The 14,779-nt window shown below is 73.4% G+C and carries 13 protein-coding genes; 7 read left to right on the top strand and 6 right to left on the bottom strand.

The window, feature by feature from the left end:
• Positions 1-9: 9 nt before the first annotated feature.
• Positions 10-453 (bottom strand): MarR family winged helix-turn-helix transcriptional regulator, encoded by a 444-nt coding sequence (locus tag ACFYUZ_RS09770; RefSeq protein WP_030693586.1) that lies wholly within the window; start codon positions 451-453, stop codon positions 10-12.
• 197 nt (positions 454-650) lie between these two features.
• On the opposite strand from ACFYUZ_RS09770, the gene ACFYUZ_RS09775 reads away from it, so the two are divergent.
• Positions 651-878, top strand: coding sequence for a hypothetical protein (locus tag ACFYUZ_RS09775; RefSeq protein WP_389307357.1), 228 nt, complete (start codon positions 651-653; stop codon positions 876-878).
• On the opposite strand, the gene ACFYUZ_RS09780 is transcribed toward ACFYUZ_RS09775, so the two are convergent.
• A complete protein-coding gene (locus ACFYUZ_RS09780) occupies positions 848-2,293 on the bottom strand; it encodes an NCS2 family permease (protein WP_389307358.1) in 1,446 nt (481 codons plus the stop codon). The genes ACFYUZ_RS09775 and ACFYUZ_RS09780 overlap by 31 nt on opposite strands.
• Positions 2,294-2,445: 152 nt before the next feature.
• On the opposite strand from ACFYUZ_RS09780, the gene ACFYUZ_RS09785 reads away from it, so the two are divergent.
• Both ACFYUZ_RS09785 and ACFYUZ_RS09790 read left to right on the top strand, forming a co-directional pair.
• The gene (locus ACFYUZ_RS09785) at positions 2,446-2,730 is read left to right on the top strand and encodes a DUF2530 domain-containing protein (RefSeq protein ID WP_389307359.1); all 285 of its coding nucleotides are present in this window, start codon (positions 2,446-2,448) and stop codon (positions 2,728-2,730) included.
• 111 nt (positions 2,731-2,841) lie between these two features.
• Positions 2,842-5,259, top strand: coding sequence for a cation-translocating P-type ATPase (locus tag ACFYUZ_RS09790; protein ID WP_389307360.1), 2,418 nt, complete (start codon positions 2,842-2,844; stop codon positions 5,257-5,259).
• A gap of 28 nt (positions 5,260-5,287) precedes the next feature.
• On the opposite strand, the gene ACFYUZ_RS09795 is transcribed toward ACFYUZ_RS09790, so the two are convergent.
• The 4 genes from ACFYUZ_RS09795 to ACFYUZ_RS09810 all read right to left on the bottom strand — a co-directional run bounded on the left by ACFYUZ_RS09795 (position 5,288) and on the right by ACFYUZ_RS09810 (position 10,735).
• Positions 5,288-5,689: an SRPBCC domain-containing protein gene (locus tag ACFYUZ_RS09795; RefSeq protein WP_389307361.1), complete on the bottom strand. Its 402-nt coding sequence runs from the start codon at positions 5,687-5,689 to the stop codon at positions 5,288-5,290.
• Positions 5,686-6,000, bottom strand: a complete 315-nt coding sequence (locus tag ACFYUZ_RS09800; protein WP_389307362.1) for an ArsR/SmtB family transcription factor — start codon at positions 5,998-6,000, stop codon at positions 5,686-5,688. The genes ACFYUZ_RS09795 and ACFYUZ_RS09800 overlap by 4 nt, the downstream gene beginning before the upstream one ends.
• A gap of 136 nt (positions 6,001-6,136) precedes the next feature.
• Positions 6,137-9,283 (bottom strand): sacsin N-terminal ATP-binding-like domain-containing protein, encoded by a 3,147-nt coding sequence (locus tag ACFYUZ_RS09805; protein ID WP_389307765.1) that lies wholly within the window; start codon positions 9,281-9,283, stop codon positions 6,137-6,139.
• Between the two features lie 522 nt (positions 9,284-9,805).
• Positions 9,806-10,735 (bottom strand): DUF3027 domain-containing protein, encoded by a 930-nt coding sequence (locus ACFYUZ_RS09810; protein ID WP_389307363.1) that lies wholly within the window; start codon positions 10,733-10,735, stop codon positions 9,806-9,808.
• Positions 10,736-11,171: 436 nt separating this feature from the next.
• Between ACFYUZ_RS09810 and ACFYUZ_RS09815 the strand changes: the two genes are divergently transcribed.
• From ACFYUZ_RS09815 to ACFYUZ_RS09830, 4 genes are all read left to right on the top strand, one after another.
• The gene (locus ACFYUZ_RS09815; RefSeq protein WP_389307364.1) at positions 11,172-12,551 is read left to right on the top strand and encodes an MFS transporter; all 1,380 of its coding nucleotides are present in this window, start codon (positions 11,172-11,174) and stop codon (positions 12,549-12,551) included.
• 106 nt (positions 12,552-12,657) lie between these two features.
• On the top strand, positions 12,658-13,137 hold the full coding sequence (locus ACFYUZ_RS09820; RefSeq protein WP_389307365.1) for a DUF2771 domain-containing protein: 480 nt from the start codon (positions 12,658-12,660) through the stop codon (positions 13,135-13,137).
• 7 nt (positions 13,138-13,144) lie between these two features.
• Positions 13,145-13,876, top strand: a complete 732-nt coding sequence (locus ACFYUZ_RS09825) for a futalosine hydrolase (RefSeq protein WP_389307366.1) — start codon at positions 13,145-13,147, stop codon at positions 13,874-13,876.
• Positions 13,873-14,727, top strand: a complete 855-nt coding sequence (locus ACFYUZ_RS09830) for a 1,4-dihydroxy-6-naphthoate synthase (protein ID WP_389307367.1) — start codon at positions 13,873-13,875, stop codon at positions 14,725-14,727. The genes ACFYUZ_RS09825 and ACFYUZ_RS09830 overlap by 4 nt, the downstream gene beginning before the upstream one ends.
• The last annotated feature ends 52 nt before the right edge of the window (positions 14,728-14,779 follow it).

Below are 14,779 nucleotides of genomic sequence, written 5' to 3' on the forward strand. Positions count from 1 at the left end.
GCGCCTCGGTTACAGGTGGGCGAGCTTCTCCAGGACCGGGGCGGCCGCGCGCAGCTTGGCCCACTCGTCCTCGTCCAGGCCCTCGGCGAGGGAGGCCAGCCAGGCGTTCCGCTTGCGGCGGGACTCCTCGAGCATGGCCTCGGCCTGCTCGGTCTGGCTGACCACCTTCTGCCGGCGGTCGTCGGGGTGCGGCTCGAGCCGGACCAGTCCCTTGGCTTCGAGCAGTGCGACGATGCGGGTCATCGACGGCGGCTGGACGTGCTCCTTGCGGGCCAGCTCACCGGGGGTGGCGGAGCCGCAGAGCGACAGGGTGCCGAGCACCGACATCTCGGTGGGGCTCAGCGACTCGTCGACGCGCTGGTGCTTGAGGCGTCGGCCCAGTCGCATGACGGAGGAGCGGAGCGCGTTCACGGCCGCGGCGTCGTCCGCGGTGCCGTGGGACAGGTCAGGCATGTTCATTAGGCTAACTCATTACTCTGTCTAAATACCAACGGGAGTGCCCCGACGTCGCACGAATCACACCGCGGGGACCGGAGGCGGCAGCACAGCACACGCCAGATCACGCTTCGGCATCCATGTATCACCCAAACGAGTGAGTCGGATCCGGAAAGTGACGCAAAGAAGCCCCGGCTGCCCCGACCCTGAACGGCATGGGATCGACAGTGCTCAGCCTGCGCATCGACGGTGAGCTGCTCGACCGGCTCAGGAGTCACGCCGCGAAAAGAGGAATGAGCGTCCAGGACTACGTGGCCCGGACGCTCATTCGCGAGGATTTCGACGAGCGGTTCAAGACCGCGGTCGACGAGACGGAGAGGTTCTACGGCTCACCCGGAGCCGGGAGCGGTGATCACGTGAGGCCGAGCGCCGGCATCGCGTAGTAGAAGACGAAGACCGCCGACACGACGTACATGGCCACCGGGACCTCACGGCCCCGGCCGGCCGCGAGCCGCAGCACGCTGAAGGCGATGAAGCCGATGCCGATGCCGTTCGTGATCGAGTACGTGAAGGGCATCATCAGCATGGCCAGGAACGCCGGCACCGCGATGGTGAAGTCGCTCCAGTCGATGTCCTTGATCGAGCCGGCCAGGATCAGGAAGCCGACCGCGAGCAGCGCGGGCGTGGCCGCCTGCGACGGGACCATCGTGGCGAGCGGCGTGAGGAACAGCGCCACCGAGAACAGACCGCCGGTCACGACCGAGGCGAGGCCCGTGCGGGCGCCCTCGCCGACACCGGCGGTGGACTCCACGAAGCAGGTGGTGGCCGAGGAGGAGGTCGCGCCGCCGGAGGCGACGGCCAGGCCGTCGACGAGGAGGACCTTGTTGATGCCGGGGAAGTTGCCGTCCTCGTCGATCAGCTTGGCCTCGTCGCCGACGCCGAGGATCGTGCCCATCGCGTCGAAGAAGCAGGACAGCAGGACGGTGAAGACGAAGAGGACGCCGGTCAGGACGCCGACCTTGTCGAAGCCGCCGAAGAGGCTGACCTTGCCGACCAGGCCGAAGTCGGGCGAGGCGACCGGGTTGCCCGGCCATTCCGGGGTGGTGAGCCCCCAGGAGGGGACCTTCGCGACCGCGTTGATCACCATGGCCACGAGCGTCATCACGACGATCGAGATCAGGATCGCGCCCGGCACCTTGCGGATGATGAGGGCGAGGGTGAGGAGCGTGCCCAGGATGAAGACGAGGACCGGCCAGCCGGTGAGGTGACCGTCGCCGCCGAGCTGGAGCGGGACGGTGGTGTGGGCGGCGTCGGGGATGCGGGAGACGAAGCCCGAGTCGACGAGGCCGATCAGCATGATGAAGAGGCCGATGCCGATCGCGATGCCCTTGCGCAGGCCGACCGGGACGGCGTTCATGACGCGCTCGCGCAGGCCGGTCGCGACGAGCAGCATCACGACGATGCCGGCGAGGACGACCATGCCCATGGCGTCCGGCCAGGACATCTTGGGCGCGAGCTGGAGCGCGACGACCGTGTTGACGCCGAGGCCGGCGGCGAGGGCGATCGGGACGTTGCCGATGACGCCCATGAGGAGGGTCGTGAACGCCGCCGTGAGGACGGTGGCGGTGACGAGCTGGCCGCTGTCGAGCTGGTGCCCGTACATGTCCTTGGCGCTGCCGAGGATGATCGGGTTCAGCACGATGATGTAGGCCATCGCGAAGAAGGTGGCGAAGCCGCCGCGGACCTCGCGGGCGACGGTGGAGCCGCGCTCGGAGATCCGGAAGTAGCGGTCGAGGCCGGAGACGGGCTTTTCGGGGGTCTCCGGGGGCGTGGCCTTGGCGGTGGCCGTCGAGCTCATGGGGTTCCTCTTCGAAGGTTCAGAAAGTCCTTTTTTGGCGGTTCATACGAAGGAAACCCGCCAGAGGCAAACCGTTTCAGTATGAACACATGAACGAGCGAGCGTCCATCTCCGCGCGTAGATACGAAAACGGGCCGCCTAGACTGGGCCCCATGGCGAAGTGGACACCGAAGCACGAGGCACCCGAGCCCCTCGAAGGGCCCGTCGTCGCCACCATCACCGGCGGAACGATCCTCTGGTTCGTCCTCTTCGTCGTCCAGGTCCCCTTCTACGGCTGGTTCGACGACCGCGGCCTCACCTCCTGGGTCTGGACCTGCCTGGCCGGCGCCGGACTCGGCCTGATCGGCATCTGGTACGTGCGGAAGCGGGACGCGGCGATCAAGCGGCACGCGGCGGCGCGGGGGGCGGAGTCCCCGGAGGCCCGGCCCGGCAGCTGACGCCGGTTCGCCCCGCCCGGCACCTGGCCCCGGTTCGCCCCGCTCGGCAGGTGACGCCGGTTCGCCCCGCTCGGCAGGTGAACGACCGAAACCGGTCGTACCGTCGAAAACATGACCCAGCGGGCGAAGATCGACACTGACGGCGGGACCCCCGCCGGGACCAGGCCGACGGAACCGCCCGTCGTGCACCACCCCGCCGGACTGACCTCCGCCGAGGTCGCCGAACGCGTCGCGCGCGGGGAGGTCAACGACGTCCCCCTGCGCAGCTCCCGCTCGACCACCGACATCGTCCGCGCGAACGTCTTCACCCGCTTCAACGCGATCATCGGCGTGCTGTGGGTGATCATGCTGATCGTCGCGCCGATCCAGGACAGCCTCTTCGGCTTCGTGATCGTCGCCAACACCGGCATCGGCATCGTCCAGGAGCTCCGCGCCAAGAAGACCCTCGACGGGCTCGCGGTCATCGGCGAGGCGAAACCCACCGTCCGGCGCGACGGCGTCGCCGCCGAGATCTCCACCTCGGAGATCGTCCTCGGCGACCTCGTCGAACTCGGACCGGGCGACAAGGTCGTCGTCGACGGCGAGGTGGCGGAGGCCGACAGCCTGGAGATCGACGAGTCGCTGCTGACGGGCGAGGCCGACCCGGTGGTGAAGAGACCCGGCGACAGGATGATGTCCGGCTCCTTCGTGGTCGCCGGCGGCGGCGCCTTCACCGCCACCAAGGTCGGCCGCGAGGCGTACGCCGCCCAGCTCGCCGAGGAGGCGTCCCGCTTCACCCTCGTCCACTCGGAGCTGCGCACGGGCATCTCCACGATCCTCAAGTACGTGACGTGGATGATGGTCCCGACCGCGATCGGGCTCGTCATCAGCCAGCTCGTCGTGAAGAACAACGACTTCAAGGGGGCCGTCGCCCGCACGGTCGGCGGCATCGTCCCGATGATCCCCGAGGGCCTCGTCCTCCTCACCTCGGTCGCCTTCGCGGTCGGGGTGATCCGGCTCGGCCGCAGACAGTGCCTCGTCCAGGAGCTGCCCGCCATCGAGGGCCTGGCCCGGGTCGACGTCGTCTGCCTCGACAAGACGGGCACGCTCACCGAGGGCGGCATGGACGTCACGGACCTCCGCCCCCTCGACGGCAGCGACGAGGGACACGTGCGCAAGGTGCTCGGCGCCCTCGGCGAATCCGACCCGCGCCCGAACGCCTCCCTCCAGGCCATCAAGGACGCCTACCCGGACACCGTGGAGTGGCGCTGCACGGAGAGCCTGCCCTTCTCCTCGGCCCGCAAGTACAGCGGCGCGTCGTTCAGCGAGGGCGACGGCGAGAACTCGACCTGGCTCCTGGGCGCCCCCGACGTCCTGCTGTCCCCGGACGACCCGGCCCTCACCGAGATCGACCACCTCAACGAACAGGGCCTGCGGGTCCTCCTCCTCGCCCGTACGGTCCGCGAACTCGACTCCCCCGAGGTCGCCACCGACGCCCGCCCCACCGCCCTCGTCGTCCTGGAACAGCGGCTGCGCCCCGACGCCGCCGACACCCTCGCCTACTTCGCCGACCAGCAGGTCGCCACCAAGGTGATCTCCGGGGACAACGCGGTCTCCGTGGGCGCGGTGGCCGCGAAGCTCGACATGCCGGGCGCGGAGCACACGGTGGACGCCCGCACCCTCCCCGCCGAGCGGGAGGACATGGCGAAGGCCCTGGACGAGAACGCGGTATTCGGCCGGGTCACCCCGCAGCAGAAGCGGGACATGGTGGCGGCGCTGCAGTCCCACGGCCACACCGTCGCCATGACGGGGGACGGCGTCAACGACGTCCTCGCCCTGAAGGACGCGGACATCGGCGTCTCGATGGGCTCGGGCTCGGAGGCGACGAGGGCGGTGGCCCAGATCGTCCTGCTGAACAACAGCTTCGCGACGCTCCCGTCGGTGGTGGCGGAAGGCCGCCGGGTCATCGGCAACATCACGCGCGTCGCGACCCTCTTCCTGACGAAGACGGTCTACTCGGTGCTCCTGGCGATCCTGGTGGTCGTCTCGCAGGTGGAGTACCCCTTCCTGCCGCGCCACCTGACCCTGCTCTCCACCCTCACGATCGGCGTGCCGGCCTTCTTCCTCGCGCTGGCCCCCAACAAGGAACGCGCCCGGCCGAACTTCGTACGGCGGGTCATGCGGTACGCGATCCCCGGCGGGGTCATCGCGGCGGCGGCCACCTTCACCACCTACCTCCTGGCCCGCCACCACTACACGGGCACGGACGCCCTGGGCGCCGAGACCAGCGCGGCCACCCTCACGCTCTTCCTGGTCTCCATGTGGGTCCTGGCGATCATCGCCCGCCCCTACACCTGGTGGCGCCTCACCCTGGTCGCCGCCATGGGAGGGGCCTTCCTCCTGGTCCTCGCCGTCCCCTGGCTCCAGGAGTTCTTCGCCCTGAAACTGGTGGGCGTGACGATGCCGTGGACGGCGGTGGCGATCGCGGCGGCGGGCTGCGTCCTGCTGGAAGTGGCGTGGCGGTGGGTGGACCGGAGGTTCCCGACGTAGGTCCGCCGGGCGCGGGCCGCCCGGATCTTCACCGGAGTGCGGCGTCCAGGCGGTCCAGGACGCGGGGCCAGCCCCTGCCCATGCCCTCGTACGCCTGCCGCCCCAGGGGCGAGTCGAGGTCGAAGCCGGCGTGGGTGAGGACGAGGCGGGTGCCCCGGCCCTCCGGGTGCAGCGTCCAGGTGACGGTGGTGTCGAGCGTGCCCTCGGCGAAGCGGTAGGCGAGCAGCCGCTCGTCGTCCACGGCGGTCACCTCGCAGGGCTGCCGGCCGAAGGCGCCCATGTCGAGGGTGAAGCGGTGCCCGACGACGGCCTTGACGTCGCCGGCCGCCCACCAGCGGGCGTGCAGGTCCGGGTCGGTGAGGGCCTTCCACACCGCCGCGGGCGCGTGGGGCAGGAACTTCTCGCAGGTGATCGTGTCGCTCTCGGTCATGCCTCGGCTTCCTCGTCCAGGAGATCGGCCAGCGCGTCCAGGCGCCGCTTCCAGTAGTGCTCGAACGGATGCAGCCACTCGCCCACCTCGGCCAGCCGGGCCGGTTCGAGGTGGTAGAAGCGGTGCCGCCCGCGGGGCTCCTCGCGCACCAGTCCCGCGGTGCGGAGCACCGCCAGGTGCTCGGAGACCGCGGGCCTCCCGAGCTCGAACATCCCGGCCAGCTCACCCGTGGAGCGAGGCCCTTCCCGCAGCGTTTCGAGCAGCTTGCGGCGCACCGGGTTGGCCAGCACGCCGAACACGTCGGTCGGCATGACGTCCACGATACGTCGGGATTTCCCGACGCGTCAAAACTTTCCGACGCGTCCCGGCTGGCCCCGGCCGGTCCGCTCCGGCCGGCTCCGGACCGCTCCTCTCCGGCCGGACCGGCCGCGCCCGCCGCCCGGTCGCCTAGTCGAACCAGCGGTCCCTCGCCAGCTCCGCCGTCCTCGACGGGTCCTCCAGGAGGGCCGCCACCTCGAAGCGGCGCGGCCACTGGCCCGCCGCCCAGGCGAGACCGGCGGCCACGCCCTCCAGGGTGGCGGCGTGGACGACGCCGTCGGGGGTGCGGCGCCAGTCCAGTTCGGTGCCGCCGGCGTGGAGTTCCTCGTGCTCGATGTACGAGGCGGGGGTGGCCGGGCCCAGGAGCGCGTGGACCGGGGGCGGGACCTCGTGCTCCTCGCCGACCGTCGTCACCTCGGCCTCGACGGCCTCGCTCAGACGGCGGACCTGGAACAGATCGGCCAGGTCCGCGGCGCGCGACGGCGAGACCGGGAGCAGGGGGAGGTCACCGGCCAGCGGAAGCAGGTCGGGGGCGTCCGCCACCAGCGCCTCCGCCGCGTCGACCACGACCAGGGCGCCGTCCACGACCGCCCGCAGCTCGTCGGGGAGCGTCACCTGCTCGGGGTCCAGGTCCGCCAGCGCCGTGTAGAGGGCGTGGAGCTGGACCGCCGTCACCTCCCTCGACGGGTCCGCCAGACGGCCCAGGAGCTCCGCCGCGCCGCCCGGCTCGTCGAGGAGGGCCGCGACCGAGGTGCGGACGCCCAGGGCGCGCAGGACCTGCTCGTCCTCGAAGCCGGTCGCGTCGGCGGAGTCGTACAGCCCCGCGAGCAAGGGGTCCGAGCCCTCCGCGCGGAGGCCCGCCGGATGACGGCCGTCCAGGACCGGGTGGTCCCGCAGCCACCAGGCGGTGTACGAGCGGACGGTCTCCGTCGTGCCGTCCGGGAGGAGGACCCGCACGGGCTGGGTCAGGGCGTCCCGGAGCGGCGGCTGCGCGAGGAGGGCGAGCGCCGTGGGCCAGCAGTCGTCGTCGACCAGGTCCAGGTCCCGTACGGCCACGATCTCCGTCGCCACCGGGGGCACGGGGGTCTCCGGGAGGCGGTCCAGGACGTCCTCGCACCAGACGTCGACCGCGTCGAGGAGGCCCGCGTCGTCCGGCTCCGGATAGTCGCCCTCGCGCGGCTCGACCTCGTCCGGGTCGAGGACCAGGTCGGTCGCGCGGATCAGGGCGAAGTTCGCCAGCACCCCGCACGCGGCGAGCGGCTGCTCGCCCCAGCGGGCGGCCAGCTCGCCGTCGACGAAGGCGAGCTCGTCCTCGCGCATCACGGCCGCGAAGGGCGAGCCCGGCAGGACGAGCTCGCCCGCCGGGGAGAGCTCGCCGTCCTCGTCGGGGAGGGCGAGCGCGCCGAGCCAGGGCTCCTCGCCCGGGTCGAGCTCCGCGTCCCTGACGAGGGCGAGGACCGTCTCGGCCAGTTCCTCCGCGTCGAGGGTGTCGGCGTCCTCGTCCCAGACCTCCCCCGCGTCGAGGGAGGCCGCGACCGCCGCCCGCACCTGCGGGGTCGTCAGGACCGCGCGGGGCGTGGCGGGCAGGGCGCCCAGCTTCTCCAGGAGCGGGTGCGCCGCCTCCGGGTGCGCCACCTTCAGACCGAGCCGGGTCAGCTCGGCGGGGGTGCGGTCCTGCGGGAGGAGGATCTGACGGGGGCCGATCGTCGTACGGATCCTGGCGCCCTCGGCGCCCTCCGCGAGCGGCACCGGAAGGCCCGTCAGACGGTCCGGGTCGACGCCGGCGAGCGAGTCGTACAGCCGCCACCACCACGTCGGCGCCCGGTCCACGCCCGCCAGCCGGTCGATCGCCTCCGTGAGCGGCACGCGGCCGACGCCGAGGGTGCGGAGCTCGGGGCGCCGCTCCAGGCCGGCCGGCAGAAGCGTCGGGAACACCTCGGCGAGGACCCCGACGGTCTCCGCGCCCGCGCCCTCCACGACCTCCGCCTCGATCGGACGGAGCGCGGGCAGCTCCTCGGACGGCGCGGCGGGCGCCAGGAACGCCACCCTCGGCAGCCGGTCCAGGATCGCCTCGCGCAGCGCCCCGTCGAGCGGGCCCTTGCCGAGCGGGCCGGGCACGAGGTCGAGGGCCCCGGTCGTCACCGGCCGCCAGTCGGCGAGCAGTTCGGCGTACGCGTCGGCCGCGCGCTGCACCAGGAAGTCGGTGAGCGGTCCCGGCGCCGGGTGCCGGCGGGTGGTGTCCAGCGGGAGGGACGCGATGAGCAGCGCCGGGATGCCGAGCGGCTCGTCGGTGGGGGTGGGGGCGTGCACGACCGGGGTCGTGCGCGGGTAGCGCGGGGCGCCCTCGGCGTCCACGGGTACGGCCCAGGTGACGGACCAGTGCGGGCGCAGGCGCTCCTCGACCGGCCGGTCCTTGAGGAGCTCGGGCTCGATCGGGCCGCCGTGGGTGACGGTCCGCCAGCGGTGGCCGCCGGTCGCGGAGTCGTCGACGCGGACGTAGCCGTCCTCGTCGGAGCGGCGGAGGGTCCGTACCCCTCCTTCGGGTGTCTCCACGACGACCTCCGCGAGACCCGGAAGAGTGAGGAGCAGGGCGTCGTCGACGGAGGCGAGGAGGCGCTCGGCCAGGTCCTCGGCGGCCGCGTCCCGCATCGGGAGGACGACGACGGTGTCGTAGCCGTCGGGGGCGGTGCCCTCGGCGGGCAGCGGCAGGCGCAGCAGCGGTACGTGGCCGTCGCGGCGGCGCAGTTCGTCGCCGAGGCCCGGGCTGTACCGGGCGGCCTCGGCGGCCAGTTCCCGCGCCTCGGCCAGGGACCAGCGGACGCCGCCGTGACGGCCCAGGACGGCGGGCTCGTCGGTGACGGCGAGGACCGCGGCGAAGCCGACGCCGAAGCGGCCGACGGCGCCGTGGCCCTGCTCGCGCTTGGCGGAGGCGCGGAGGGTGGACAGCGACTCGGCGCCGGCGGCGTCCAGCGGGGCGCCGGTGTTCGCCGCGGCGAGGACGGCGGGGCCCTCGTGGTCCGCGGGGTGCAGGGTCAGCCGGAGGCGGCCCGTGACACCGGCGCGGCGGGCGGCGTCGGCGGCGTTCTGGGCCAGCTCGACGACGAGGCGGTCGCGGTAGCCGCCGAGCGCGAGGTCCTCCTCGGCGTTGGCGTCCTCGCGGAACCGGGCGGGACTGGCGCCCCAGGCGTCGAGCACGCCCCGCCGCAGCCGTGCGGTGCCGAAGGGATCGGTTCCGTCGGTCGTCGTCCGGACGCTGACGCTCACGTCTGACTCCAGTCTGGGGGCTGTCGTTCCCGGACCGTTCGGCCCGGGGCCCGAAGGTACCGCGCGCGGCGGGGTGCGGGGGCGGGGCACGGGGTCGACCTCCACCGTGGCCCCGCGAGCACCGGGGCGGTGACCACCCCCGTTGTGGGCAGGCGTTCCGCAAGGGGCGGAACGGGTGGGCACAACGGACGGCGCCCTTGTCGGCGCCAGAGGCTCACGTGCCTGAACCCGCACCGGATGTGCGTCGCACACAGTGGTGCGGGTCCGGGCGCGGAACGCGGAGGCGCCGCGAAAGGGCGCCGTCCCGTGTGCCCACCCGTCCCGCCCCAGCGGGACGATTGCCCACACGGCGGGTGGCGGAAGGGCACCGCCGCGCAGGGCGCGAGCCCCACATGGCGGGTGGCGGAAGGGCACCGCCGCGCAGGGCGCGAGCCCCGCACGGCGGGTGGCGGAAGGGTGCCGCCCAGCAGGGCGAGCCCCGCACGGGCGGGGGCTGGGGTGCCGCCCCGCCGGGCGCTCGTCACACGGGGTGGCCTACGAGTGGCCCAGGTCTTCCGATGCCGCGTCCGGTTCCGTCGTGGAGCCGGAGTCCTTCGCCGGGCGGAGGGGGAACTCGTCCGCCGCCATGGAGTCCAGGACCGGCGGCGCCGGCCGCGGCGGCTTCGGCATGACGGCGGCCTCCGAGTGCCCCCCGCAGCCGTACGCGAGGGACACGACCCGGCCGTCCGCCGGGGAGAACTCGTTGGCGCAGATGCCGAAGGCCTGCTTCAGGGAGCCGGCCAGCGGCACCAGGAACGCGCAGGACTCGCAGGAGGCGGGCGCCGCCTGGGCCATCGGCGTCTTCGCGCCGAACGCCTCGTCCCAGCGGTCCGCCGCCACGTGCAGGCCGTACCGGGAGAGGACCCGCGCCCGGCGCATGCCGAGTTCCTCCGCGACCGCGGCGATCGCGCCGCGGGAGGGGGTGCGCGAGGTCAGCTCGGCGTCCTCCTCGTCGAGGTGCTCCGACATCTCCTCCGACACCGCGGAGTTCGGCGGCGGCGTGTCCTCGCCGGAGTAGCCGGGCTCCAGGCGCAGGTCGTCCTGCTCCGTGGGGAGGAGGTCGCCGGGGCCCATGTCGCCGGGCCGCAGCCGCTCGCTCCACGGCACCCACTCGGGGGCGAGGAGCGCGTCGGCGCCGGGCAGCAGGACGGTTTCGTCAAGCGTGACGTTCTTGGCGCGGGAGGCTCGGGTGACGGTCACCGCCCAGCGCCAGCCCCGGTAGCCGGGCTCCTTGGACTCGAAGAAGTGCGTGACGACCCGGTCGCCCTCCGCGACGACCTCGACGTGCGCGCCCACGATCCCTGGCGCGGCCGCCTCCTCGGCGGCCTCCCGCGCGAGGTCTACGGCCTCCGCGCACAGGCGGTCGGGGGTACGCGTGGCTCGCGGGGTACGCGGGGTACCGCTTCGCGTCGTCGCAGCACTCACAGGTCTCGCTTCTCTCCTACGCCGTCTCACGGGTGCGCCGGCCGAGGGGCGGGAGCGAAGCCACGGGCGGCGGGCGGAGCGGACCAGGGGGCCGCATCGACGTCCGCACCCGACTTGTCTCGCGCGTCTCGGGCACACCTAACGCCATCCATTCTGCGGGATGCCGAAGAGGCGCGCGGCCGAGAGCTTCCGCCGGTGACGCGCTACGCACGCTACCCCGTTCGCGGGCCTCCGCCCACCTGCCCGCTCCAAGTGGCCCGTATCGCGGACGACCCGCCCGGCGGAACCGCCTCCGCGCGGGGCCCCGGCCGAGCACGGGGACGGCGGCGTACGGGCCGGTCCCGGCCGTGCGTCCCGCCGCCCCGTTCCCGATCGCTCCCGGGGGTCCCCGTCGTGCCACGGTTCGTCGGGCGCACCCGTGGGGCACTATGACGGAGTGGCAGCCGCACGGTCCCCCGTACGATCGCATGATCCCGCCGGGCCGCTCCGCCGAGCGGGCCGGAAGGTCGGGCGTGCCCTGCACCTGCCGTTCACCGGGACCGCGAAGGGCATCCGGAAGGCCACCCACGCGCACGGGGCGGGCGAGTCGGGGCTCGGGAAGCTGATCGAGCTGCACGCCGTGAACGGCGCCGGCGACGTCATGATCACCGTCGCCCTCGCCTCCACCGTCTTCTTCTCCGTGCCGACCGACGAGGCCCGTGGCCGCGTCGCGCTCTACCTGGCCGTCACGATGGCCCCCTTCACCCTCCTCGCCCCCGTGATCGGTCCCCTCCTGGACCGGATCCCGCACGGGCGGCGCGCGGCGATGGCGGGCGCGATGCTGACCCGCGCGGTCCTCGCGATCATGATGTCGGGGGCCGTGGCGACGGGCGGTCTGGAGCTGTATCCCGCGGCGCTCGGCGTCCTCGTGGCCTCCAAGGCGTACGGGGTGGTCCGCAGCGCCGTCGTGCCCCGGCTCCTGCCGCCGGGCTTCTCGCTCGTGAAGGCGAACTCCCGGGTCACGCTCGCCGGGCTGCTCGCCACCGGCATCGCCGCGCCCATCGGGGCGGGGCTGCAGATGATCGGGTCGGGCTGGCCGCTGTACGGGGCGTGCGTCCTGTTCCTGCTGGGGACGTTCTGGGCGCTGCGGATGCCGCACAAGGTGGACTCCGCGAAGGGCGAGCGGCGGGCGCACCTGCTGACCCACGGCGAGAAGAAGCCGAGCCTGCGGACGGTGGGACCGTCGGTGCTGCACGGTCTGGAGGCGAACGCGGCGCAGCGCATGCTCTCCGGTTTCCTGATCTTCTTCCTGGCGTTCCTGCTGCGCGAGCATCCGCTGTCGGGGCAGAGCGCCGCCGTCTCCCTGGGGATCGTGGGCGTGGCGGCGGGCACGGGGAACGCCTGCGGCACGGCCGTCGGCTCGCTGCTGCGGGACCGGGGCCACGGGCCCGAGGTGATCATCGCCACGATGATCACGGTGGTGTTCGGCACGGCGGTCTGCACGGCCGTCTTCTTCGGCGGCCTCATGGTCGCCGTCCTCGGCGCGGTCGCGGGGCTCACCCAGGCCCTGTCGAAGCTGTCCCTGGACGCGCTGATCCAGCGGGACGTGCCGGAACTGGTGCGGACCTCGGCGTTCGCCCGTTCCGAGACGGCCCTGCAGATGGCGTGGGTGGTGGGCGGCGGGATCGGCATCGCCCTGCCCCTGAACGGCACCCTGGGCATGGCCACCGCCGCCGCGATCCTGGGCCTGGGCGCGCTCCTCTCCGTCCGCGGCCTCCTCTCGGCGGCCCGCAGCCGCTCGGGCCCCAAGGGCCGCCCCAAGGCGAAAGTGCCCTAGGGCGCCCCGTACGAGGCCCCGGGACACCCCGTACGAAGCGGTACGCCGTGGCGGCACGCCGTACCCCCGCGTGGCGCGGGCGCGGCGGCCCGATAGCCTTCGGCTCATGACCGTTGCGTTCTTCTCCGGCTCGCGCCGCCGGGCCGCCGTCGCCCTCGGGGCCGTCTCCGCCGGCCTCCTCGTACTCTCCGCCTGCGACAAGCCGACTCCGCTCGCGACCCTGACGGTCGGGACCGACTCGGTGCACTCCGAGGCCGCCTGCTACAACGACGGCGACGCCATCAAGGAGTCGCAGATCCAGCAGTGCCTCAACAAGAAGGCCGAGAAGACCATCACGGTCTCCACGGACGACAAGATCCGCTTCGGCGTGGACCCGGAGATCGCGGACCACGGCTGGACGATCTTCCTCGGCGGCCAGCAAGCCGAGCCCGAGCCGTACAAGAAGACGTACCGGACCATCCCGGCCAGCGCCTTCTTCTCCAGCCAGACCGGCGAGACCACCGACAAGACCCAGGTGACCATCGTCGAGAACACCGGCAAGAAGCTGACCGGCATCTGGCACTTCGAGCTGAAGAAGGACTCCTGATCCGCCGGTGTTCCACCGGATCCTGATCGTGACGGCCGTGGCGGCGGAGGCGGACTCCGTCACCGCCGGCCTCGGCCCCGGCGCTCCCGGACTCCTTCCGCTGCCGGGGGGCCTCGCCCTGCGCCGTCACGGCCATGTCGACGTCCTCGTCGGCGGGGTCGGCCCCGCGGCCGTCGCCGCCGCGACGGGGACGGCCCTCGCCTGCGAGACCCTCGCCGGGGGCGGCTACGGCCTCGTCGTCTCCGCCGGGATCGCCGGCGGGTTCCCGCCCGCGGCACCGGTCGGGTCCGTCGTCGTGTCCTCGGCGATCGTCGCCGCCGACCTCGGGGCCGAGACCCCGGACGGGTACCTCGCCGTCGAGGAGCTCGGCTTCGGCCGCTCCGTCCACCCCGCGCCCGAGGCGCTGACCGGGCGGATCGCCGCCGCCCTGGACGCCGGGGGCCCGCCGCACGCCCTCGCGCCCGTCCTCACCGTCTCCACCGTCACCGGCACCGCCCGTCGCGCCGCCGAGCTCGCGGAGCGCCACCCGGATGCCGCCGCCGAGGCGATGGAGGGCTTCGGCGTCGCCGAGGCCGCCGCCGCGCACGGCGTGCCGGCCGTCGAGATCCGGGCCGTGTCGAACGCCGTCGGTCCGCGCGACCGCGCCGCCTGGCGCATCGGGGAGGCCCTGGGCGCCCTCAGGGACACCTTCGAGCTGCTCAGCAGAACCGTCTTCGTGGAGTCGTGGGAGCCGTCGTGACCAAGCTGAAGATCGCCTACTCGCCCTGCCCGAACGACACCTTCGTCTTCGACGCCTGGGCGCACGGCCGGGTCCCGGGCGCGCCCCGGCTCGACGTGACCTTCGCGGACATCGACGTCACCAACGGCTGGGCGGAGAGCGGCACCGACACGCACGACGTCCTGAAGGTGTCGTACGCCGTGCTGCCGTGGATCCTCGACGAGTACGCCCTGCTGCCCTGCGGCGGCGCCCTGGGCCGCGGCTGCGGCCCGCTGGTCCTCACCCGGGACGCGGCGACGGGCGCGGACCTGGCCGGGAAGACCGTCGCGGTGCCGAGCGAGCGTTCGACCGCCTACCTGCTGTTCCGGCTGTGGGCCGCCGAGACGGTGCCCGGGGACGTCGGCGAGGTCGTCGTGATGCCGTTCCACGAGATCATGCCCGCCGTGCGGGACGGAAAGGTCGACGCGGGGCTCGTCATCCACGAGGCCCGCTTCACGTACAAGAACTACGGGCTGCACTGCCTCGCCGACATGGGCGAGCACTGGGAGTCCACCACCGGGCTCCCGATCCCGCTGGGCGCGATCGTCGCCCGCCGCTCGCTGGGCGCCGAGACCCTCCGGCTGCTCGCCGAGTCCGCCCGCGCGTCGGTGCGGATGGCCTGGGACGATCCCGCGGCCTCCCGGCCGTACGTCCTGGAGCACGCCCAGGAGATGGACCCGAAGGTCGCCGACCAGCACATCGGCCTCTACGTCAACGAGTTCACGGCCGACCTCGGCGAGCACGGCTACGCGGCGGTCCGCGGGCTGCTCACGCGCGCCGCGGCCGAGGGACTCGTACCGCCCCTCGGCCCGGACGCGCTGCGGTTCCCGTGAGGGGAGCGCCGGACGGTGTCCGGCAGCCGCCCGAAGCCCGCGAGGGGGCGCC

The organism is Streptomyces sp. NPDC004266, from assembly GCF_042874095.1.
GTDB lineage: Bacteria > Actinomycetota > Actinomycetes > Streptomycetales > Streptomycetaceae > Streptomyces.